Origin of the sequence: Streptomyces sp. NPDC006259 (genome assembly GCF_042870975.1) — a bacterium.
Taxonomy (GTDB): Bacteria; Actinomycetota; Actinomycetes; order Streptomycetales; family Streptomycetaceae; genus Streptomyces.
In genome coordinates, this window is record NZ_JBIAHY010000008.1 from 287,873 (window position 1) to 308,371 (window position 20,499).

The 20,499-nt window shown below is 71.9% G+C and carries 18 protein-coding genes and 1 tRNA gene; 6 read left to right on the top strand and 13 right to left on the bottom strand.

Translation table 11 applies throughout. From position 1 onward, the window contains the following. Position 1: 1 nt before the first annotated feature. On the bottom strand, positions 2–1,429 hold the full coding sequence (locus tag ACFYO5_RS31050; protein WP_388715061.1) for a M1 family metallopeptidase: 1,428 nt from the start codon (positions 1,427–1,429) through the stop codon (positions 2–4). A gap of 880 nt (positions 1,430–2,309) precedes the next feature. Here ACFYO5_RS31050 and ACFYO5_RS31055 point away from each other — a divergent pair. Beyond that, entirely contained in the window at positions 2,310–2,810 is a 501-nt protein-coding gene (locus ACFYO5_RS31055; protein WP_356569127.1) for a hypothetical protein, read from the top strand. A 133-nt stretch (positions 2,811–2,943) separates the two neighbouring features. Here ACFYO5_RS31055 and ACFYO5_RS31060 read toward each other — a convergent pair whose 3' ends face one another. From ACFYO5_RS31060 to ACFYO5_RS31075, 4 genes are all read right to left on the bottom strand, one after another. Continuing rightward, entirely contained in the window at positions 2,944–3,654 is a 711-nt protein-coding gene (locus ACFYO5_RS31060; protein ID WP_388715065.1) for a pentapeptide repeat-containing protein, read from the bottom strand. A gap of 328 nt (positions 3,655–3,982) precedes the next feature. Continuing rightward, a complete protein-coding gene (locus ACFYO5_RS31065) occupies positions 3,983–5,380 on the bottom strand; it encodes an NAD(P)/FAD-dependent oxidoreductase (protein WP_388715068.1) in 1,398 nt (465 codons plus the stop codon). A 188-nt stretch (positions 5,381–5,568) separates the two neighbouring features. After that, positions 5,569–5,865, bottom strand: coding sequence for a hypothetical protein (locus tag ACFYO5_RS31070; protein ID WP_388715071.1), 297 nt, complete (start codon positions 5,863–5,865; stop codon positions 5,569–5,571). A gap of 125 nt (positions 5,866–5,990) precedes the next feature. Beyond that, positions 5,991–6,063, bottom strand: a tRNA-Thr gene (locus tag ACFYO5_RS31075). 242 nt (positions 6,064–6,305) lie between these two features. Between ACFYO5_RS31075 and ACFYO5_RS31080 the strand changes: the two genes are divergently transcribed. From ACFYO5_RS31080 to ACFYO5_RS31090, 3 genes are all read left to right on the top strand, one after another. Beyond that, a complete protein-coding gene (locus ACFYO5_RS31080) occupies positions 6,306–7,394 on the top strand; it encodes an ABC transporter ATP-binding protein (protein WP_388715073.1) in 1,089 nt (362 codons plus the stop codon). 269 nt (positions 7,395–7,663) lie between these two features. Continuing rightward, the gene (locus ACFYO5_RS31085) at positions 7,664–8,119 is read left to right on the top strand and encodes a hypothetical protein (RefSeq protein ID WP_356569149.1); all 456 of its coding nucleotides are present in this window, start codon (positions 7,664–7,666) and stop codon (positions 8,117–8,119) included. A 118-nt stretch (positions 8,120–8,237) separates the two neighbouring features. Next, entirely contained in the window at positions 8,238–8,969 is a 732-nt protein-coding gene (locus ACFYO5_RS31090) for a nucleotidyltransferase family protein (RefSeq protein WP_356569119.1), read from the top strand. A gap of 137 nt (positions 8,970–9,106) precedes the next feature. Here ACFYO5_RS31090 and ACFYO5_RS31095 read toward each other — a convergent pair whose 3' ends face one another. From ACFYO5_RS31095 to ACFYO5_RS31120, 6 genes are all read right to left on the bottom strand, one after another. Next, positions 9,107–10,777, bottom strand: a complete 1,671-nt coding sequence (locus ACFYO5_RS31095; RefSeq protein ID WP_388715076.1) for a DoxX family membrane protein — start codon at positions 10,775–10,777, stop codon at positions 9,107–9,109. 149 nt (positions 10,778–10,926) lie between these two features. After that, positions 10,927–11,868 (bottom strand): 23S rRNA (guanosine(2251)-2'-O)-methyltransferase RlmB, encoded by a 942-nt coding sequence (gene rlmB, locus ACFYO5_RS31100; protein ID WP_356569116.1) that lies wholly within the window; start codon positions 11,866–11,868, stop codon positions 10,927–10,929. A 111-nt stretch (positions 11,869–11,979) separates the two neighbouring features. Next, on the bottom strand, positions 11,980–13,380 hold the full coding sequence (gene cysS / locus ACFYO5_RS31105) for a cysteine--tRNA ligase (protein ID WP_388715079.1): 1,401 nt from the start codon (positions 13,378–13,380) through the stop codon (positions 11,980–11,982). Positions 13,381–13,559: 179 nt separating this feature from the next. Further along, the gene (gene ispF / locus ACFYO5_RS31110) at positions 13,560–14,066 is read right to left on the bottom strand and encodes a 2-C-methyl-D-erythritol 2,4-cyclodiphosphate synthase (protein ID WP_388715084.1); all 507 of its coding nucleotides are present in this window, start codon (positions 14,064–14,066) and stop codon (positions 13,560–13,562) included. Beyond that, entirely contained in the window at positions 14,056–14,808 is a 753-nt protein-coding gene (gene ispD, locus ACFYO5_RS31115) for a 2-C-methyl-D-erythritol 4-phosphate cytidylyltransferase (RefSeq protein ID WP_388715087.1), read from the bottom strand. The genes ispF and ispD overlap by 11 nt, the downstream gene beginning before the upstream one ends. Before the next feature lie 331 nt (positions 14,809–15,139). Next, on the bottom strand, positions 15,140–15,622 hold the full coding sequence (locus ACFYO5_RS31120; RefSeq protein WP_003953493.1) for a CarD family transcriptional regulator: 483 nt from the start codon (positions 15,620–15,622) through the stop codon (positions 15,140–15,142). Between the two features lie 919 nt (positions 15,623–16,541). On the opposite strand from ACFYO5_RS31120, the gene ACFYO5_RS31125 reads away from it, so the two are divergent. Then, complete coding sequence (locus ACFYO5_RS31125) at positions 16,542–17,201, top strand: DUF461 domain-containing protein (RefSeq protein ID WP_388715090.1); 660 nt, start codon at positions 16,542–16,544, stop codon at positions 17,199–17,201. 127 nt (positions 17,202–17,328) lie between these two features. Here the strand turns inward: ACFYO5_RS31125 and ACFYO5_RS31130 are convergent, their stop codons facing one another. Beyond that, positions 17,329–18,009: a response regulator transcription factor gene (locus tag ACFYO5_RS31130; protein WP_073941673.1), complete on the bottom strand. Its 681-nt coding sequence runs from the start codon at positions 18,007–18,009 to the stop codon at positions 17,329–17,331. Further along, positions 18,006–19,337 carry a sensor histidine kinase gene (locus ACFYO5_RS31135; RefSeq protein WP_388715094.1) on the bottom strand — a complete coding sequence of 444 codons (1,332 nt, stop codon included), beginning with the start codon at positions 19,335–19,337 and terminating at the stop codon, positions 18,006–18,008. The genes ACFYO5_RS31130 and ACFYO5_RS31135 overlap by 4 nt, the downstream gene beginning before the upstream one ends. Positions 19,338–19,560: 223 nt before the next feature. Between ACFYO5_RS31135 and phoU the strand changes: the two genes are divergently transcribed. Then, positions 19,561–20,262, top strand: a complete 702-nt coding sequence (gene phoU, locus ACFYO5_RS31140; protein WP_356569103.1) for a phosphate signaling complex protein PhoU — start codon at positions 19,561–19,563, stop codon at positions 20,260–20,262. Positions 20,263–20,499 lie beyond the last annotated feature (237 nt).

Below are 20,499 nucleotides of genomic sequence, written 5' to 3' on the forward strand. Positions count from 1 at the left end.
GTCAAGGGCGTTCCGGTCTGCCCTTCCCGTAGAGCCAGTCCCGCCAGATCGGCTCGAAGTCCTTGTCCGGGGCCTGCTGCTCGACGTACGCCGTGAAGTCGTCGGTGTCGGCGTGGCCGTGGCGGTGGGCGGCGGTCCAGCCCTGGACGAGGTCGTAGAAGGCGTCGTCGCCGACCGTCCGGCGGATCTTGTGGACGACCATCGCGCCGCGCTGGTAGACCGGGTCGGCCGAGACGTCCGCGGCACTGCCGGGTGCCGCGGGCGGGAACTCCCAGAGGTCCTCGTAGGTGTCCTCGCCGTGGTCGTACCGCTCGGTGAAGGTCTCCTCGGCTGTGGGGCCGCCCTCGTCCTCCGTCCACAGCCACTCGGCGTAGGTCGCGAAGCCCTCGTTGAGCCACATGTCCCGCCAGGTCCTGGGCGTGACGGAGTTGCCGAACCACTGGTGGGCGAGTTCGTGGACGAGGAGTCCGACTCCGGGGGGGCCGGGGAAGACGGGCCGGTTCTGGGTCTCCAGCGCGTACAAGGAGTCGCGCGGGCGGTCGACGATCGCGCCGGTGGAGGAGAAGGGGTACGGGCCGAAGTTGTACGCCGCCCACTCCATGACCTCGGGCAGCCGGGCCAGTGTGGTGCGGCTCGCGGCGGCCTGGGTGGGGTCGACGGCGACGTACACCGGCAGGCCGTCCCCGGTGCTGGACCGGGTGACGGTATAGCGGCCGATCGCGAGCGTGGCGACGTGGCTCGCCATGGGCTCGGCGGTGTGCCAGGCGTACGTCGTACGGCCGCCCGTGGTCCGGGCGCTCCTCAACTCCCCGTTGGACACGGCCGTCAGGCCCTGCGGCACGCTGACCGTGAGGTCGTAGGACGCCTTGTCGCTCGGGTGGTGGTTGCCGGGGAACCAGGCCATGGAGCCGGTCGGTTCACCGAGCGCCAGCACCCCGTCGGCGGTCCTCAGCCAGCCCTCCTCCGAGCCGTCCGGGTCGGTGATCGTCTCCGGGTGGCCGGAGTAGCGCACGACGACCTCGAAGGTCGCGCCCTTGGCGAGGTGGTCGTCGGGGCGGACGGTCAGCTCCTGTCCGTCGCGGTCGAAGGACGCCGCCCTGCCTCCGACGGTGACCTCCTCGACCTCCATGCCCCGCAGATCGAGGTGGAAGGCGGAGAGGGCCTGGGTGGCGCGGGCGGTGAGGCGGGCGGTGCCGGACAGACGGCGGCCCTCGGGGTCGTAGGCGAGGTCGAGACCGTAGTGGCGGACGTCGTAGCCGCCATTGCCCGCCTTCGGGAAGTACGGGTCGCCGACCCCCGCCGCCCCGCCTCCCCCGCCCCCGGCATCGTCCGCGCCGCTCCCGTCGCAGCCGGCGAGAGCGAGGGGCAGGGCGAGGCCCCAGGCGGCCGCCACGGCGACGGCCCTGACAAGGCGCGCGGATCGGGACATGCGAGCGATCCTAGGTGCGCGCAGACCGGGACATGTCAGTTGTCCGAGTACTGCGCGGATCGGAACGGACAGGGGGCCGAGAGCCGCCGGGCTGGAACGGGAAGAGGGCGTCCGAGAGCCGCCCGGGTCGGAGCGGGAAGGGCGTCCGAGAGCCGCCCGGGTCGGAGCGGGAAGGGCGTCCGAGAGCCGCCCGGGTCGGAACCCGCCCAGGGATCCGAAAGCCGCGCGAGCCGGGAGAGGCCGGGGAACCGGCAGCCGCACGGGTGGAGACTCGCCAACGAACCAAGAGCCCCACCGACGAGTCCCTGCACACCGGCGAACCCAACAGCCACACAGGCCGGAACGCCGGGGATCCGAAAGCCGCGCGAGCCGCGAAGGCCGGGGAACCGGCAGCCGCACGGGTCGAGACCCGCCAACGAACCAAGAGCCCCACCGACGAGTCCCTGCACGCCGACGAACCCAACAGCCACACAGGCCGGAACGCCGGGGATCCGAAAGCCGCGCGAGCCGGGAAAGGCCGGGGAACCGGCAGCCGCACGGGTCCAGACTCGCCAACGAACCAAGAGCCCCACCGACGAGCCGCTGCACGCCGACGAACCCAACAGCCACACAGGCCGGAACGCCGGGGATCCGAAAGCCGCGCGAGCCGCGAAGGCCGGGGAACCCGCGGCCCGACAGATCGGCACACGCCGGCGATCCGAAGGCGGGGCGGGTCCCCCGCACAGTGGCAAACCGCAGCCTCCGAGGTCCCCACACGTCGGCGAACCAGCAGCCCCCGAGTTCCCCGCACGCCGGCCGTCCGGCAGGCCCCCGCGGGGTCGGGACGGGCCAGGGCCCTCAGGGGCGCCCTCTCTTCGGGAGCCGTGACACCATCACGTACGTGCTCGACATCGGCTACGCCCTCTCCAACCGCTTCCCCGACCCCCCGCAGACCGACTACCGCCGCGCGGACGTCCACGCGCTGCGGCACGACCTGTTCTGCGGTGACGTCTACCTGGCCGACACCAAGGCCGACCGGGAGGTGTCCACCGCCTGGGGATGGGTGCCGGTGCTCGACTTCGCGTGGGCGCTGTGCGACATCGTGGAGCGGCTCGACCGGGATCCCAAGGGCTCCCGCGCCTCCCGCCCCCAGCACGCGGAACTGGACTTCACCGAGTCCACCGACCGCATGCTCTTCGAGCGCCGCTTCGGCTGGGTCGACATCGAGGCCGACTGGATGCCGGCCGAGGAGCCCCCGCTGACCTTCTCCCACGCCGAACTGCGCCGCGAGGCCCGCGACTTCCTGCACGACCTGATCGCCGACCTGGTCGACCTGCACGACGACCTGGACGAGAACCCGGCGATCTGGACCCTCCAGGCCCGCTTCCCCCGACTGGGCTGAGCGGCCCGCACGCCGGGCCCGGCCGGCAGGCCACGCCCTCCTCCCCCGGCACCGGCACCTCCACCGGCGGCAGCGGCAGCGTCCTCGCCGGTCCGTGCCACCAGTAGGGTCTCCGAGAACGGTCGACTCCCTCTCAGTCCTCCACCCTGATCCCCAGCTCCGCCGCCAGCACCGGGGCCAGGTCCAGTAGTTGACCCGTGCTGATCACCGCGCCGGACAGGCGGTCCAGGCCGCCCGCGATGCCCAGCTCCGTCGCGCCACGCAGATCGGTGTCCGTCAGGGTCGCCGCGGTGAAGTCGGCCGACTTCAGGGCGCAGTCCAGGAACTCCACGCGCTCCAGGCGGGCACCGCCGAAGTCCGGTTCGACCAGCACACAGCCCTGGAAGACGACGTCCCGCAGCCTGGCCTGCCGCAAATTGAGGTAGTCGATCTTGCCGCCGCGGATCAGGACCCGCTCCAGGACCGCGCCGTGCAACTGCGTCCCGCCCAGGCGGGCGTCGACCAGCTCGACGTCGCGCAGGGTCGACTCGGCCAGGTTCGTACCGACGCCGCGGATGCCGGTGAGCACCGAGTCGAGCAGCCGGGCGTGATGCAGGCGCGTCCCGTCCAGCACGCAGGCCGACAGCGCGCAGTCCATGAAGCGGGCGCCCCCGCCGTCCTGCCCGGACAGGTCCGACTCCCGGAAGTCCAGCCCGTCGTAGTCCCCGTCGGGCGCCAGCCCTCCGCCGCCGTACGGCTCCAGAGGAGGCAGCCGCACCTCCGGCCGCCGCGCGCCCTTCACCCGGCTGCCACTCCCGCCGGCCGCCCTCGCCCTGCCCCCGCCACCCGCACCCGTCCTCGCCATGCCCCCATGCTGCACCCCACCACTGACAACGCCGCTGACCAGCGCCGACGCCTCCGTCCTGATCGACTCACGGCCCACACGCACGACTCCGGGGGACCCCACGCACGCCGTCCGACGGCACGCCTTCGGCCCGCCCGAGAACCTGACCCACGAGGCCCACCGCGCCCTGGACCCGGGGACGACCGGCAAGGTCGTCCCCGGAGCCCTGAGCCCGGAGCCCTCAGCCCGGAGCCCTGAGCCCTGACGCGCCGGGTCCGCCCGAGGAGCAGCACCCACCGAGCACCCACCGAGCACCCAGGGAGCGCGACCGGCCGCACGGCGGGTCCGCTCAGTGCCGTCCCGCCACCCGGTCCGCCACCCGCGCCAGCCGCGACGACCCCGGGCTGTGGGTCCGCGTCTCCCGGCGGTCCGCGGCCCGGTAGGTCGCGTACATGGCCTGCACGCCCAGCCAGCGCAGCGGCTCCGGCTCCCACCGGCGGACCTTGTGGCCGACCCACGGCAGTTCCGTGAGGGGTGTGCGCCCGGCCTGCCCGGAGTCCTGCCGGACCAGATCGCACAGCGTGCGCCCGGCGAGGTTGGCGGTGGCGACACCCGAGCCGACGTAGCCGCCCGCCCAGCCGAGGCCCGTCGAACGGTCCAGGGTGACCGTCGCGCACCAGTCGCGCGGCACGCCCAGCACCCCCGACCAGGCGTGCGCGACCCGCACCCCGGCCAGCGCGGGGAAGAAGCCGACGAGGATCTCGCGCAGCGCCTCGACGGTGGCCTCCTGCGTCCGCCCGTCGTTGTCCGTCCGGGACCCGAAGCGGTAGGGCACCCCGCGTCCGCCCAGCCCGATCCGTCCGTCGGCGGTGCGCTGCGCGTACATGTAGGCGTGCGCCATGTCGCCCAGCGTCTCGCGGCCGTCCCAGCCCACCGCGGCCCACTGCTCGTCGGTCAGCGGCTCGGTGGCGATCATCGAGGAGTTCATGGGCAGCCAGGTCCGCCGCTGGCCCTTCAGCGAGGCCGTGAACCCCTCGGTGCACCGCAGCACGTACGGCGCCCGCACGGTCCCGTACGGCGTCACCGCGTGCCCCGCCCGGATCTCGGTGACCGGCGTCGACTCGTGCACGACGACGCCCAGCGCCTCGACGGCGGCCGCCAGCCCCTTCACCAGCTTCACGGGGTGCACCCGCGCCCCGTGCGGCGTCCACGTGGAGCCGACCGCGCCGGCCACCCGGATCCGCTCGGCGGTCTCCCGCGCGCCGTACAGCTCGCGGTCCTGCTCGCCGTACTCCAGCTCGTGCGCGTGGAAGGCCTTCAGTCGGGCCAACTGGGCCGGGGTGCGGGCCACTTCGAGGACACCGCCGCGGTGCACGTCGGCGTCGATCGACTCCTCGCCGACGACCCGGACCACCTCGGTGACGGTCTCGTTCATCGCCCGCTGGAGGCGTACGGCGGCGTCCCGGCCGTGCGTCCTCGCGTACCGGTCGCGGCCCGCGATGCCGTTGTAGAGCCAGCCGCCGTTGCGCCCGGAGGCGCCGTAGCCGCAGAACCGCTGCTCCAGGACGGTGATCCGAAGGAAGGGCGCTGCCTTCTTCAGGTAGTACGCGGTCCACAGGCCCGTGTAGCCGCCGCCGACGATCACCACGTCCGCGGAGACGTCGCCGGAGAGGGGCTCCCGCGCCGCGGGGACGCCGTCGTCCGCGTACCAGTAGGAGATCCCGCCGTTCACGACACCGCTGCTCATGGCCGGACGTTAACCCGCCCGAGCGACCCCTGTCTCCTACGGATTCCGTCGTCCCGCACGCCTGTGACCAGCAGACAGCGGCCCCGTACGAGGAGCACGGATGCCGCGCGGCGAAGGACGACCGTCGGGAAGCCAAAGGCCACCTGGACCGCTTGCTCGAGCGGCGTCGTTGAGGCCCGTCGTTTGGATCAGGCCGTGGGACGGCGGCGGGCGCGGAGCCAATGGACACCCTTCACGGCGTATACGGCGCTCATGATCGCGAAGCCGGCGACGACCAGCCAGGCCCAGGCACCTCCGACGACCAGGCTCAGCAACATCCCGCCGAAGGCCAACAGGGAGCCGACGGTCTCCAGCAGGTCGAGGCGTGCCTTGGACTGCAGCGCGGAGTCGGTTTCCCGCAGCCGGTGGATGACGGGGAATAGCCCGAGGACCTGCCAGAAGAACGGAATGAGAACGATCCAGACGAACCAGCCGGGTATGCCCACGGCGCGCACTGTATCGGCCGCTCGGAACCTCTCGGAGGAAGAGTCGAAAGAAGCATCCGGGGAGGGACTGCCGTCAACGCCCCCACGGTCCGAGATCGTGGGGGCGTCGTCCCTGGTCGGGCGTGAGCCTCCTGTCGGATTCGAACCGACGACCTTCGCTTTACAAGAGCGGTGCTCTACCAGCTGAGCTAAGGAGGCGTGCGCGTCGGCGTGCGGCGGGCGCGCCCGAGCAGTGTACCCAGGTCGCCGGGGGTCGCCGTCGAATATTTCCGCGAAGTTCACCTGTCTCCGGGTACTGACAGATCAGGCGAACGCCAGGTACCGTCCAGAACCGGTTCACTCATGTGGACTACACCTTCCCGGCACCGCCCGGGAGGCTCACCACCTTCCTACAACGGATCGTCCGGCACGTTCCTGCCGGTAGAAGGGGGCCCATCACCATGGCCACTGTCACGTTCGACAAGGCGACCCGGATCTACCCGGGTTCCACCAAGCCCGCCGTCGACGCACTCGAGATCGACATCGAGGACGGCGAGTTCCTCGTCCTGGTCGGCCCGTCGGGCTGCGGCAAGTCCACCTCGCTCCGCATGCTCGCGGGGCTCGAGGACGTGAACGGCGGCGCCATCCGCATCGGTGACCGCGACGTCACGCACCTGCCGCCGAAGGACCGGGACATCGCCATGGTGTTCCAGAACTACGCGCTGTACCCGCACATGACCGTCGCCGACAACATGGGCTTCGCGCTCAAGATCGCCGGCATCAACAAGGCGGAGATCCGGCAGAAGGTCGAGGAGGCCGCGAAGATCCTCGACCTCACCGACTACCTCGACCGCAAGCCGAAGGCCCTCTCCGGTGGTCAGCGCCAGCGTGTCGCGATGGGCCGCGCCATCGTGCGTGAGCCGCAGGTGTTCCTCATGGACGAGCCGCTGTCCAACCTGGACGCCAAGCTCCGCGTGTCGACGCGTACGCAGATCGCCTCGCTCCAGCGCCGTCTCGGCATCACCACCGTGTACGTCACCCACGACCAGGTCGAGGCCCTGACGATGGGCGACCGGGTGGCGGTCCTCAAGGACGGTCTGCTCCAGCAGGTCGACACCCCGCGCAACATGTACGACCGCCCGGCGAACCTGTTCGTGGCCGGCTTCATCGGCTCCCCGGCGATGAACCTCGTCGAGGTCCCGATCGCCGACGGCGGCGTGAAGTTCGGCAAGTCGGTCGTGCCGGTGCAGCGTGACGCGCTCGCCGCGACCACCGACAAGACGGTCACCGTCGGCGTGCGTCCCGAGCACTTCGACGTGGCCGGCCCCGACACCGAGCAGGGCCTCGCGGTCGTCGTCAACGTGGTCGAGGAGCTGGGCTCCGACGCCTTCGTCTACGGCACCGCCCAGGTCGGCGACGAGTCGAAGGACCTCGTCGTCCGCGTCGGCGGCCGCAACGTCCCGGAGAAGGGCAGCACGCTGCACGTCGTGCCGCGCGGCGGCGAGACCCACGTGTTCTCGACCTCCACGGGCGCGCGCCTCTCCGACTGAGCGACGGCCGAGCGGCGCCGGGTGACGGGCGAGCGACGCTCGGCCGGGTGAACCGCCCGCACGGAACACGAGAGGGCCTCGCGGCAGCCGCCGCGGGGCCCTCTCGCGCGCCTGCGGCCCGGAGACCGGAAAACCCCGGCACAACGGTCGTTTCGAGCAGCGAACGTCAACCCCCTACCCAAAAAGAGGCACTCCTTCATCCCCCGACCGGGTGACTAAATGTCGCCAAATCATTACCCCGCGCTACCCTCACACGCGTGAAGCACTCCGTGAAGCACTCCGCCACCCAACCGTCGCGACGCGGCCAGGGCCCCGCCCGACGGATCGGCCGCTCGCTCGCCCTCGTCCTGCCCGTCGTCATGGTGCTCTCGGGGACCCTCGCGGTCACCCGGGTCAACTGGTCGGGGAACCCCTCGGATTCGGTGCTCACCGCCTCCGAGGTATCCACCGCCCACCGCGCCTCCCACGGCGGCGCCAAGGCCCCGCAGGACGTCCTGCGCGAGCAGCTGCTGACCGAACTCCAGGAGAAGGACCCGGGCACCGCGCTGACGCACCTCCAGGCCGCGGTGAACGGCAAGCCGTCCCTGGCGAAGCACTGCACCTCCATCGCCCGCGCCCTGGGCCGGGCAGCCGTCCGCATCTACGGCGCCTCGCGCGCCCAGTCGTACACCCGCCCGGTGTGCGACACGTCCTTCGCCTCGGGCGTCCTGGCGGCGCACAGCTAGGGCCGGCCGTCTGGATCAGACCCCGCGAGCCCGGCACGATCCAGACGAGAGGCGCCAGGGCGCAGGCCCCTCCAGGGGAGCCTGCCGACGGGAACGGGGCGCCGCGTACAGTTCGGGCATGACCGATCCGCACGCCGCGTCCCGACCCACGCAAGCCGTCATCCTGGCCGGTGGCCAGGGGTCCCGGCTGCGTCCCTACACCGACGACCGGCCCAAGCCGATGGTCGAGATCCCCGGGACCGGGACGCCGATCATCGGCCATCAGCTGGGCTGGCTCGCCGAGGAGGGCGTGACGGACGTCGTGGTCTCCTGCGGCCACCTCGCCGGCGTCCTGGAGACCTGGCTCGACTCCGCCGACCTGCCCCTGAAGGTGACCACGGTCGTCGAGACCGAGCCCCTCGGCCGCGGCGGCGGCCTCAAGTACGCCGCCGCCCACCTCCCCCACCCCGAGCGCCCCTGGTACGCCACCAACGGCGACATCTGGACCCGCTTCTCGCTGCGCGACATGGCGGACTTCCACACCGAGCGGGACGCCGTCGCGACCCTCGCGCTGGCCAGGCCGCGCATCCCGTGGGGTGCCGTGCAGACGGACGGCTTCGGCCACATCACGGACTTCATCGAGGCCCCGCCCACGACGTACGAGATCAACGCCGGCGTCTACGTCTTCTCCCCCGCGTTCGCCGGGCTGCTGCCCGCGCGCGGGGACCACGAGCGCACGACCTTCCCGCACCTGGCCCGTGAGCGGCGGCTGGCCGGGTTCCCGATCCCGCAGGGCGCCTACTGGCGCGCCATCGACACGGCGAAGGACCTCACCGAGGCGGCCAAGGAACTGGCGGCGCTGGGCCGCTGACGGCCGGACAGCCGGTCAGCCGGTCAGCCGGACAGGACGGCGCTGGGCCACTGACAGCCGGTCAGCCGGACAGGACGATGGGGCCCCGCTCGCTTCCACAGGCGAGCGGGGCCCCATCGTCGTAGCGGCGGGAGGGGCTAGCCCAGCAGGCCGCCCACCAGGCCGGGGCGGTCCGCCGACGGGGAGCCGCCGTCCGAGCCGCCGGTGGAGCCGGAGGAGGAGCCGCCGGTGCCTCCGGAGGTGGGCCCCGAGGTGGTGCTGGGGGCCTCCTCGACCGGGCTGGACCGTTCCGGCGGGGCCTCCCCGCCGGTGCCCTGGGTCTGGCTGGGGCCGCCCCCGGCGGTCTCGGTGTCCCGCGTGGCACCCGGAGCGGAGTCCTCGTCCCGCGTCGGCGCCTCGGACGTGCTGCCCCGGGTCGGCGAGGTGGACGCGGACGGCGTCCTGCTCGGCCGGTGCCCGTCGGACTCCTCGGGGAGCGGGGCACCGGGCAGTTCGTTGCGCGGGGCCTCGCCCGGACCGGGGACGACGACCCGGTCGGCGTCGCGGACGGCACCGCCGAGGAGCGAGCCGACGAGCAGGGTGAGTCCGACGACGATCGCGGTGACGAGGGTGCCGCGGCGCAGCACGTAGCGGCGCAGCTCCCACAGGTCGGACCGCGGTCCGAGCCGCCGCCAGGCACCGGCGGCGAGGCGGCCGTCGACGGAGTAGACGGGGGCGCCGGCGATGATCAGCGGTGACCAGGCGGCGAGGTAGATGATGTCGGGCGTCTCGTAGACCGGGACGGTCTTCCAGCTGACGGTGAGGATCAGCGCGGCGGAGAGCATGGCGCCGAAGCCGGCCGCGACCCGCTGCCAGCAGCCCAGGACCGTGAGCACGCCCACGACGACCTGGAGGAAGGCGATGACGAGGCCGGAGCCGACGGGGTGGTGCAGCGCGAACTGGCGCAGCGGCTCGGCGACTTCCCACGGGTGCAGGGTGTTCAGCCACTTCACCATGGAGCCGCGCTTGCCGCCGTCGAAGTAGACGGGGTCGCACAGCTTGCCCATGCCGCCGTAGAGGGAGATGAAGCCGAGGAGGATCCGCAGCGGGAGCAGGACGACGCCGAGGTTCATCCGGCGGCCGGGGAAGTAGGCGTGCCGGGCCGGGTCGGCGCTGTGCCGTCCGCCGCGCGAGCCGCTGTCCGCCGTGGCGGCGGCCTCCGCGAACTCCTCGAACCCATCGTCGTCGTAGGGCGGTTGGCCGTAGCCGGGACGGCCGTGGCCGGACCGGTCGTAGCCGGGCTCGTCGTAGGCGCTGCCGACGGAGCGCATCTGCGGCAGGAGCCGCTGTTCGCCGTCGCCGTGGGTGCGCTGGGCTCCGACGAGCGGGGTCTCGAGGGTCTGCGCGGTGAGGTCGCCGTCGTAGCCGTCGTCGATCCCCACGCGGGGGATGACCTGGGTGGCTCCGGCGTCGGCCGCGGGCGGTTCGCCGTGGCCGACGCTGCCTGCCCGCACGGCCTGGAGCAGCCGGTGGGCGCCGGTGTCGTCCGGTGCGGACCGGCCGCTCCAGACGACCGGCCGGCGACGGGCGGCAGAGGCCCCGACGGCGGCGATGCGCGCGGTCTCCTCGGCGACGCTCGCGTGCCGGGCGACCCGCGGGGATTGACTGCGCCCTGCCGACGCCCCCAGCTGCACGCGGAAACTCGCGTGATTGACGATGATCTGCGCCGGGTCGCTCGGCACCTTCACCATGCTCAGCGCGGGAGCGTCGTCGAAGCCCGACGAGAGGTCCCCCGTAGGTGTGCGGGGTGTTCTGGTGTCCACACTCATCTAACCGAGTGACGTGTGGTTAGGACACTGCTTTGACCCGCCGGATCTGTCCGGACAGCGTCAAGGTTGCCCGACGCGTCGGAATTACGCCGTACGGGTGAGACGGCGGACGGGTGTGCGACCCGTCCGCCCCTCTGCTCGGCATGGCCTCAGACCCTGCGGCGAGCCGCCTCGTACAGGACGATCCCCGCCGCCACACCGGCGTTGAGCGACTCCGCGCCGCCCGGCATCGGAATCCGCACCCGGTGGTCGCAGGTCTCGCCGACCAGGCGGGACAGGCCCTTGCCCTCGCTGCCGACGACGATGACGACCGGGCCGCCCAGGGCCGCCAGCTCACCGATCTCGGTCTCACCGTCGGCGGCCAGACCGACGATCGTCATGCCGGCCTTCTTGTACGCCTCCAGGGCGCGGGTGAGGTTGGTGGCGCGGGCCACCGGCGTGCGGGCGGCCGCACCGGCGGACGTCTTCCAGGCACCGGCGGTCATGCCGGCCGCGCGGCGCTCGGGGACCACGACGCCGTGGCCGCCGAAGGCGGCGACCGAGCGGACGACGGCACCGAGGTTGCGCGGGTCGGTCACGCCGTCGAGGGCGACGATCAACGGGTCCGCGCCCTCGTCGTAGGCCGCGTTCGCCAGGTCCTCGGGGTGCGCGTACTCGTACGGCGGGACCTGGAGGACCAGGCCCTGGTGGTTGAGGCCGTTGGTCATGCGGTCCAGCTCGGGGCGCGGCGCCTCCATCAGGTTGATGCCGCCGCGCTCGGCCGCGAGCTGGAGCGCCTCGCGCACCCGCTCGTCGTTGTCGATGAACTGCTGCATGTACAGCGTGGAGGCGGGCACGCCGCCGCGCAGCGCCTCGACGACCGGGTTGCGGCCGACGACCAGCTCGGAGGGCGACTTGCCGCCGCGGCCGCGCGGCGCCGGCCGGCGCGCGGTCTGCTTGGCCTTGGAGCTGGCCAGGCGGTTCTTCTTGTGCCCCTTGCGCATCTCGGCGGGAGGGGTCGGACCCTTGCCCTCGAGGCCCCGGCGCCGCTGGCCGCCACTGCCGACCTGCGCGCCCTTCTTGCCGGACATGCGGCGGTTGTTGGCTGCCATGACCTACCCGTCTGTCGTGAAGCGTGTGTGCGTACGTAATGCAGTGTGCCGCCCGGACACCCGGGCGGCACAATCGATCAAGAATGCATCAAGAATCGATCAAGGGAGTGCTCAGCGTGGACCGAGCGTCCAGCGCGGCCCCTGCGGGCCGTCCTCGATGACCAGCCCGGACTGGTTGAGCTGGTCGCGGATGGCGTCCGCGGTGGTCCAGTCCTTGCGACCGCGCGCCGCCTCCCGCTGGTCCAGGACCATCCGGACGAGGGTGTCCACGACGCCGTGGAGGTCCTCGCCCCGGTCGTCGTCACCGGCCCACTGCGGGTCGAGGGGGTCCAGTCCGAGGACGCCGAGCATGGCGCGCACCTCGGCGAGGCGGGCCACGGCGGCTTCCTTGTCGTCGGCGGCGAGGGCGGAGTTGCCCTGCCGGACGGTGGTGTGCACGACGGCGAGGGCCTGCGGGACGCCCAGGTCGTCGTCCATCGCCTCGGCGAAGGCGGGCGGCACCTCGGCGGCGGGCTCGACGGCTCCCCCCGCCTTCTCGACGACGCGCTGCACGAATCCCTCGATCCGCGCGAACGCGGACTCGGCCTCGCGCAGGGCCTCCTCGCTGTACTCGATCATCGAGCGGTAGTGCGGGGTGCCCAGGTAGTAGCGCAGCACGATCGGGCGCCACTGCTTGACCATCTCGGAGACCAGGACGCTGTTGCCGAGCGACTTGGACATCTTCTCGCCGCTCATGGTGACCCAGGCGTTGTGCACCCAGTACCGCGCGAACTCGTCGCCGTAGGCCCTGGCCTGGGCGATCTCGTTCTCGTGGTGCGGGAAGATCAGGTCCAGGCCGCCGCCGTGGATGTCGAAGGCGGTGCCCAGGTACTTGTGGGCCATCGCCGAGCACTCCAGGTGCCAGCCGGGACGGCCGCGGCCCCACGGGGTCTCCCAGTCGGGCTCGCCCGGCTTGGTGGCCTTCCACATCGCGAAGTCCCGCGGGTCGCGCTTGCCGGTGATGCCTTCCTCGGCCGGCTGGCGCAGGTCGTCGATGTCCTGGTTGGACAGCGCCAGGTAGCCGGGGAAGGAGCGCACGTCGAAGTAGACGCTGCCGTCGGCCTCGTAGGCGTGGCCGCGCTCGATGAGCCCGCGCATCATCTCGATCATCTCGGGGACGTGCCCGGTGGCCCGCGGCTCGTACGTCGGCGGGAGGCAGCCGAGGGCCCGGTAGCCGTTGTCGAACGCCCGCTCGTTCTCGTACCCGATGGACCACCAGGGGCGGTCCTGGTCGCGCGACTTGACGATGATCTTGTCGTCGATGTCGGTGACGTTCCGGATGAACGTGACCTCGTAGCCGCGGTGGAGGAACCAGCGGCGCATGATGTCGAAGTTCAAGCCGGAACGGATGTGCCCGATGTGCGGGGCCGCCTGCACGGTGGCACCACACAGGTAGATCGAGACACAACCCGGCGTGAGCGGGGCGAAGTCACGAATCTGCCGGGCGCTGGTGTCGTACAGGCGAATAGTCACCACTCCAGGGTAGTGGGCGCGGGCGAGTGCCCGACACCTTCCACCGGTTCGAGAATGCGGTGTCCGCGGGCCGCTGGGGCGGGGCCTCGCGCCGCCACGGCCGGACCGGGGGCCCGGATCACGGGCCGCCGCGACCGGCCGGCGCGGACGCGCACACGGCCCTCCCCCACCACGGTCCCTCAGCCCTGTCGCACCACCAGCGCCGTCGCCACCGCCATCAGGCCCTCGTCCCGGCCGGGGAAGCCCAGCCCGTCCGTCGTCGCGCCGGACACCGACACCGGGGCGCCCACCGCCTCGGAGAGGATCTTCTGCGCCTCGTCGCGGCGTCTGCCGATCTTGGGGCGGGGGCCGACGACCTGGACGGCGACGTTGCCGATGCCGAAACCGGCGGCGCGGACGATCCGGGCCGCCTCCGTCAGCAACGACACGCCCGACGCGCCGGACCACTCCGGGCGGCCGGTGCCGAAGTGCTGTCCGAGGTCACCGAGGCCCGCGGCGGAGAACAGCGCGTTGCACGCGGCGTGCGCGACGACGTCCGCGTCGGAGTGACCGGCCAGGCCGGGCCCCTCGCCCTCCCACCTCAGACCCGCGCACCACAGCTCGCGGCCCTCCTCGAAGGCGTGGATGTCGGTGCCGATGCCGACCTGCGGCAGCACGGGCGGCAGCGGGGTCGCCTCAGAAACCATCGTTGAGCCTCCTGCGGGCGAGGACCGCCTCCGCGAGGACGAGGTCCAGCGGGCGGGTGACCTTGAAGGCCTCCTCGTGGCCGGGCACGACCACGACGGTCACCCCGAGCCGCTCCACCATGCCGGCGTCGTCGGTGACGTCACCGCTGACCGTCTCGTGGGCGCGCACCAGGGTCGCCCGGTCGAAACCCTGCGGCGTCTGTACGGCCCGCAGCCGCGCCCGCTCGGGCGTGGCGACGACGGATTCGGGCCCGCCGGGGACCGCGGCCGGTTCGACCTCCTTGACGGTGTCGGCGAGCGGCAGCGCCGGCACGACGGCCGGGGCGCCCTCACGGACCGCCTCGATCACGGCGTCGACGGTGTCGACGGGCACCAGCGGCCGGGCGGCGTCGTGCACGAGCACGATGTCGTGGCCGGGCGGCAGGGCGTCGAGGCCGAGCTTCACCGACTCCTGGCGGGTCTCGCCGCCGGGCACGACGACGAAGTCGGTGCGGTCGGGCAGCGCGTGCGCGTCGAGCAGCGACCTGACCTCGGCGGCGCCGTCCGGCGGGGCCACGACGACCACGAGGGAGACGGCACGGGAGGCGGCGAGCGCGCGCACCGCGTGGATCAGCATGGGGGTCCCGCCGAGGGTACGGAGCGCCTTGGGGGCGCCCGGACCGAGGCGTACGCCCCGGCCGGCGGCCGGAATCACCGCGGCCGTACGGACGGGGACGGGGGCGGGAAGCGAATCGTCAGACATCGGTTCCTGTCAGGTTTGTGTGCTCGGCCTACGTGGGTACGGAGACAGCGTGCCGGGCGAGACGCCTTGAACGGACCCTTCCGTGACACCGGTCGAGGCGGCGAGCAGCCCGGGCCCGGCACACCGCACTTCCCGGGGCTGCGTCCGAGGTGAACACGCACCACTGGGTACGTCCGGGCTCATCCGCGTCCGGGCTGTCGTGCGCGGGCATGCCCGCGCCGGCGTTTGGGCATGAACATGCCGCAGCGCCCGGCGACGGAACTACGTCATCGGGCACCGCGGCATGATCACTGTGCTGAGCGAGCTGAGCTGGGGCCGACCGGTCCCGGCGTCAGGACGCGAGGACCTCGTCGAGCAGCGCCTCGGCCTTGTCCTCGTTCGTGTTCTCCGCGAGCGCCAGCTCGCTCACCAGAATCTGGCGGGCCTTGGCGAGCATGCGCTTCTCACCGGCGGAGAGTCCGCGCTCACGCTCACGACGCCACAGGTCACGCACGACTTCCGCGACCTTGATGACATCGCCGGAGGCGAGCTTCTCCAGATTTGCCTTGTAACGACGCGACCAGTTCGTGGGCTCCTCGGCATACGGCGCGCGCAGCACCTCGAAGACCCGGTCCAGCCCGTCCTGACCGACCACATCACGCACGCCCACGAACTCCGCATTGTCCGCTGGCACACGCACCGTCAGGTCACCCTGGGCGACCTTCAGCACCAAGTAGGTCTTGTCCACGCCTTTGATCTGGCGAGTTTCGATAGCCTCGATCAGCGCGGCCCCGTGATGGGGATAGACCACGGTGTCGCCAACCTTGAACGTCATGTGACAGGTACCCCTTCCGTGGCTATCCAGGGTAACACGGAAACTGCGGGTTCTGAATGGCGTTTTCGCAGGTCAGGGCATATCTCGGGGCTTGACAACAGCAACAGGAACGTGCTGCGACCGGTGGGCGGAAGCAGGTATTCGCAGGTCGGAGCGGCTCTCCGCGAGGGCTGAAACGCGCACGTCACACACTCCCGGGGACCCATCAGAGTGACCGAACCTCCCCAAATGTCCGCTTCCAGGCGTGCGACTTCCGCTACTCCGTTCGGTGGCCGCCGTCGGATCCGAGCCGTTTCCGGAATTGATCACGCGGTCGGCCGAACGGGCGATGATCAATTCCCGCGAGGGCCGCGCATTCCTTCACGGAAAATCCGCGTCCCCTGTGAGCGGCGCTTATGCGAATGCACGACAACGTGCCGACGATCAGAGAAGCCAATGTGACTGATGGGCCACTTGGGGCTGGGGCGGCTCATGCGCCTCAGGCGACTCAAGCGACCGTTGCGTTCTCTGTGATGCCGAACGTGCAGCGGTTGTGGGGCACATGTGACGCCGAACGTCCGAGGGAGGAGGCCCGACGGGGGAGGTCCGAGGGGAGAGGTCCGAAGGCGTGGGGTTCGAGGGCGTGGGGTCCGAGGGCGTGGGGTCCGAAGGATGAGGCCCCAGGCGCCGGGTCCGAGGTGTGGGGTTCGAAGGGTGAGGCTCCAGGCGCGCGGTCCGAAGGATGAGGCCCCAAGGGTGGGGCCCAAGGGAGGCGTCCGACGGGGACGTCTCGCGGCGACGGATGCGTGCCCGGATCGCCGCAGAGGCGGGTCGGGTGCGGTGGCGTGGGGACGGCTCGGTAACCTAAGGCCGCTGACAGACCCTTAGGGCGGCTTTATCCAAGGAGCTGCCCCTGCGTTCCCAAGGAGTTGCCGCCGCCGTGAGCAGCAGCCTTCGACGCGGCGCCCTCGCCGCGTCCGCCCTCGTGTTCTCGATCGCCACGCTCGCCGCCTGCGGCGCAGGCAACGACGCGCAGACGCTGGAGATCAAGCCGGACAACGCCGCCACCAGCGTCGGCGACATCAAGCTGCAGAACGTCGTCATCATCACCCAGCCCGACCCGGAGTCCACCGGCCCCGCCGCGATCTCCGCGACCGTCTTCAACGGCAGCGCCAAGGCGCAGACGCTGGAGTCCATCGCCGTGGACGGCGTCGACCGCACCGTCGAGATCAAGCCGGCCAAGGGCGACGGCAAGCTGACCGTCCCGGCCGGCGGCTCCGTCGTCATCGGCGGCGAGAACAACGCCACCGCCAGCCTCTCCGACACCCCCGAGGCGCTGCAGGACGGCAACGCCCAGAAGGTCACCTTCACCTTCAGCGAGACCGGCGAGGTCAGTCTGCGCGCCTTCGTCGTCCCGGCCGAGCACTACTTCGCCAAGTGGGGCCCGAGCGACGTCCCGAGCCCCTCGGCCGAGTCCGGCTCCGCCTCGCCGTCCGCGAGCGAGTCCGCCTCCGCGTCCCCGAGCGCCGAGGGCGACTCCGCCTCCCCGAGCGACACGGCCTCCCCGAACGCCTCGCAGTCGGAGACGGCCGGCCACTGAGCGCCGCCCACCCGGCACGTACGTACGGCGAAGGGGCGGCACCCCCACACGGGGTGCCGCCCCTTCGCCGTACGCCACGAGCGACTCACGGCTCATCGCTTGCCGCTCATCGCTTACGGCTTACGGCTTACGGTTCGAACTTGTAGCCCAGGCCGCGCACCGTCACCAGATAGCGCGGGGCCCCGGGGTCGGGCTCGATCTTCGCGCGCAGGCGCTTGACGTGGACGTCGAGCGTCTTGGTGTCGCCGACGTAGTCGGCGCCCCAGACGCGGTCGATGAGCTGCATGCGGGTCAGGACGCGGCCCGCGTTGCGCAGCAGCATCTCCAGGAGGTCGAACTCCTTGAGGGGGAGGTCGACCTTGGAACCGGAGACGGTGACGACATGACGGTCGACGTCCATACGGACCGGGCCGGCCTCCAGGGCCGCCGGGGCGACCTCCTCCGGCTCGCCGCGACGGCGCAGCACCGCGCGGATGCGGGCCACCAGCTCGCGGGAGGAGAACGGCTTGGTGACGTAGTCGTCGGCTCCTATTTCGAGGCCGACCACCTTGTCGATCTCGCTGTCCTTGGCCGTCACCATGATCACGGGGACGTTGGAGCGGCCGCGCAGCTGGCGGCAGACCTCCGTGCCGGGCAGGCCCGGCAGCATCAGGTCGAGAAGCACGAGGTCGGCGCCGTTGCGCTCGAACTCGTCGAGTCCATCGGGACCTGTGGTCGCCACGGCGACTTCGAAGCCCTCCTTGCGGAGCATGTACGACAGGGCGTCGGAGAAGGACTCCTCGTCCTCGACGACGAGCACTCGGGTCACGGAAGGACCTCCGGGGCGGAAAGCGTCTGGTACGCGGTTGACTCGGGGGGTGAGGCATGGGGGGTGCCGGCGGCGGACCCGCCCTCCACGTAGTCGTCGAGGTCGGGGGGCTGCGGGGCGCGGTCACGGGCGGCGCCCGCCTCCGGCAGTCGCAGCGTAAAGGTGGAGCCCTGTCCCTCCGCGCTCCACACCGTGACCTCCCCGCCGTGCGAGGCGGCCACGTGTTTGACGATCGCCAGCCCGAGGCCCGTACCGCCGGTGGCACGGGAGCGGGCGGGGTCGACTCGGTAGAAGCGCTCGAAGACGCGCTCCTTGTCCTTGTCCGAGATGCCGATGCCCTGGTCGGTCACGGCGATCTCGATCAGTTCCCCGCCGTGCATCGTCACCCTGCGGGCGGCGATGCCGACGCGGGTGCGGGCGGGTGAGTAGTTGACGGCGTTCTCGACCAGGTTGCCGAGGGCCGCGGCCAGCTGACCGCGATTGCCCCAGATCCGCAGGTCGGCGACGTCGTCCGCGCCTCGCCCACCACCCGGCTCGGGAGTTTCGGACGCCGTCACGTTCGTGGCCATGGTGATCTGTTTGGCGCCGGCCTGGTGCCGGCAGCGGTCGATGGCCTCGGCGACGAGTTCCTCGACGCGGACCGGTTCGGCGTCCTCGAGGGGGTCGTCGTTCTGGACCCGTGAGAGGTCGATCAGCTCCTGGACCAGGTTGGTCAGGCGGGTCGCCTCGATCTGCATGCGGCCGGCGAAGCGCTCCACCGCCTCGGGGTCCTCGGAGGCGTCCATGACAGCTTCGGAGAGCAGGGAGAGGGCGCCGACCGGGGTCTTCAGCTCGTGGCTGACGTTCGCGACGAAGTCGCGGCGGACGGCCTCGATGCGCCGGGCCTCGGTCAGGTCCTCGACGAGCAGGAGGACGAGCCGGGAGCCGAGCGGCGCCACCCGGGCCGACACCGCGAGGGCCTCGCCCCGGCCGGTGCCGCGCCGGGGCAGGTCCAGTTCGACCTGGCGTATCTCTCCGTCGCGTCTGGTGTCCCGCGCCATCTGGAGCATCGGATCGACGGCCAGGGTCCCGCCGCGTACCAGCCCGAGGGCGTACGCGGCGGAGCTGGCCTTGACGACGGCGTCGGCCTCGTCGAGGACGACGGCCGAGGAACGGAGCACGGACAGTACGGTGTCCACGCCCGGCGGAAGCACGGGATCGGTGTGCAAGGAGGTCCTGGTGGGTCGATTCTGATCGCGCTCGCTCCAACGGAACGCGAGCATGGCGATCACGCCGGTGAGCACCCCGGCGATCGCCGCCGCTGCGGCGACCGCCGCGTTCACGTCCATGTGACCAGGTTAGGCATGCGACAGGACCTGGCCACAGCCATCGAGGTGCGACCTCGAACACTCGTCGCCCAGAGTTCACCTTGGGGCCAGGGGCGGTTCATTTGGGAGGACGGAAACCGACGCGTACGGGGCGGACCGTGGCACCGTGGGGTTCGCAGGGCCGGTTCCACGGCCGGTCCCGGCCCCCGGACCCCCCGAGAACGACGTACGAGAGGGAACCCTGATGCGGGACGCGTACCACGAGGAACTGGACTCGATCGGCGACGGTCTGGTGGAGATGGCCCGGCTGGTGGGGTCGGCGATCGGGCGCGCCACGACCGCCATCCTCGACGCCGATCTGAAGCTGGCCGAGAGCGTGATCGAGGCGGACAAGAAGGTCGACGAACTCCAGCACGACCTGGAGGCGCGGGCCATCGCACTGCTCGCGCGCCAGCAGCCGGTGGCGACCGACCTGCGCATCGTCGTCACCTCGCTGCGCATGTCGGCCGACCTGGAGCGCTCCGGCGACCTCGCCCAGCACGTGGCGAAGCTGGCCCGGCTGCGCTTCCCCGAACGGGCGGTGCCGCAGGACCTGCACGCCACCATCCTGGAGATGGGGCAGCTCGCGCAGCGCCTGATGGCCAAGGCGGCCGAGGTGATCATCACGAAGGACGTCGACCTCGCGCTCCAGCTGGAGACCGACGACGACGCGATGGACCTGCTGCACCGCACGCTCTTCCAGCACCTGATCGACGACCGCTGGAAGCACGGCATCGAGACGGCCGTGGACGTGACCCTGCTCGGCCGCTACTACGAGCGCTTCGCCGACCACGCGGTGGCGGTCGCCAAGCGTGTGGTGTTCCTGGTGACCGGCGAACACGCGGACAACCTCCAGCAGGACCTGCCGGCGGAGATCCAGCCGGTCGCGGGGGCGGAGGGGGCGTAGTCCGCTTCGCGGGCGGGGGGCGTGCTTCGCATCGCGGGCGGGGTGTGATCCGCTTGAAGCACCGTGGCGTGATCCGCATTGAGCGCCGTGGCGTGATCGGCTGCGCGGGGAGGCTGGTCCACTCGGGTCCGGTTTCCAGGCGGATGGCGCTGTCTCCGGGCCGATCGCGCTGTCTCCGGGCCCCCGGCCACCGCGGTGGCCTACCCGCGCTTGCCGGAGTGGATGGCCTACCCGGCT

Coding starts and splice junctions, on each gene's coding strand:
- ACFYO5_RS31050 (WP_388715061.1), bottom strand. CDS start 1,429: ATGTCCCGATCCGCGCGCCTTGTCAGGGCCGTCGCCGTGGCGGCCGCC.
- ACFYO5_RS31060 (WP_388715065.1), bottom strand. CDS start 3,654: ATGGCGAGGACGGGTGCGGGTGGCGGGGGCAGGGCGAGGGCGGCCGGC.
- ACFYO5_RS31065 (WP_388715068.1), bottom strand. CDS start 5,380: ATGAGCAGCGGTGTCGTGAACGGCGGGATCTCCTACTGGTACGCGGAC.
- ACFYO5_RS31080 (WP_388715073.1), top strand. CDS start 6,306: ATGGCCACTGTCACGTTCGACAAGGCGACCCGGATCTACCCGGGTTCC.
- ACFYO5_RS31090 (WP_356569119.1), top strand. CDS start 8,238: ATGACCGATCCGCACGCCGCGTCCCGACCCACGCAAGCCGTCATCCTG.
- ACFYO5_RS31095 (WP_388715076.1), bottom strand. CDS start 10,777: ATGAGTGTGGACACCAGAACACCCCGCACACCTACGGGGGACCTCTCG.
- rlmB (WP_356569116.1), bottom strand. CDS start 11,868: ATGGCAGCCAACAACCGCCGCATGTCCGGCAAGAAGGGCGCGCAGGTC.
- ispF (WP_388715084.1), bottom strand. CDS start 14,066: ATGGTTTCTGAGGCGACCCCGCTGCCGCCCGTGCTGCCGCAGGTCGGC.
- ispD (WP_388715087.1), bottom strand. CDS start 14,808: ATGTCTGACGATTCGCTTCCCGCCCCCGTCCCCGTCCGTACGGCCGCG.
- ACFYO5_RS31120 (WP_003953493.1), bottom strand. CDS start 15,622: ATGACGTTCAAGGTTGGCGACACCGTGGTCTATCCCCATCACGGGGCC.
- ACFYO5_RS31135 (WP_388715094.1), bottom strand. CDS start 19,337: ATGGACGTGAACGCGGCGGTCGCCGCAGCGGCGGCGATCGCCGGGGTG.
- phoU (WP_356569103.1), top strand. CDS start 19,561: ATGCGGGACGCGTACCACGAGGAACTGGACTCGATCGGCGACGGTCTG.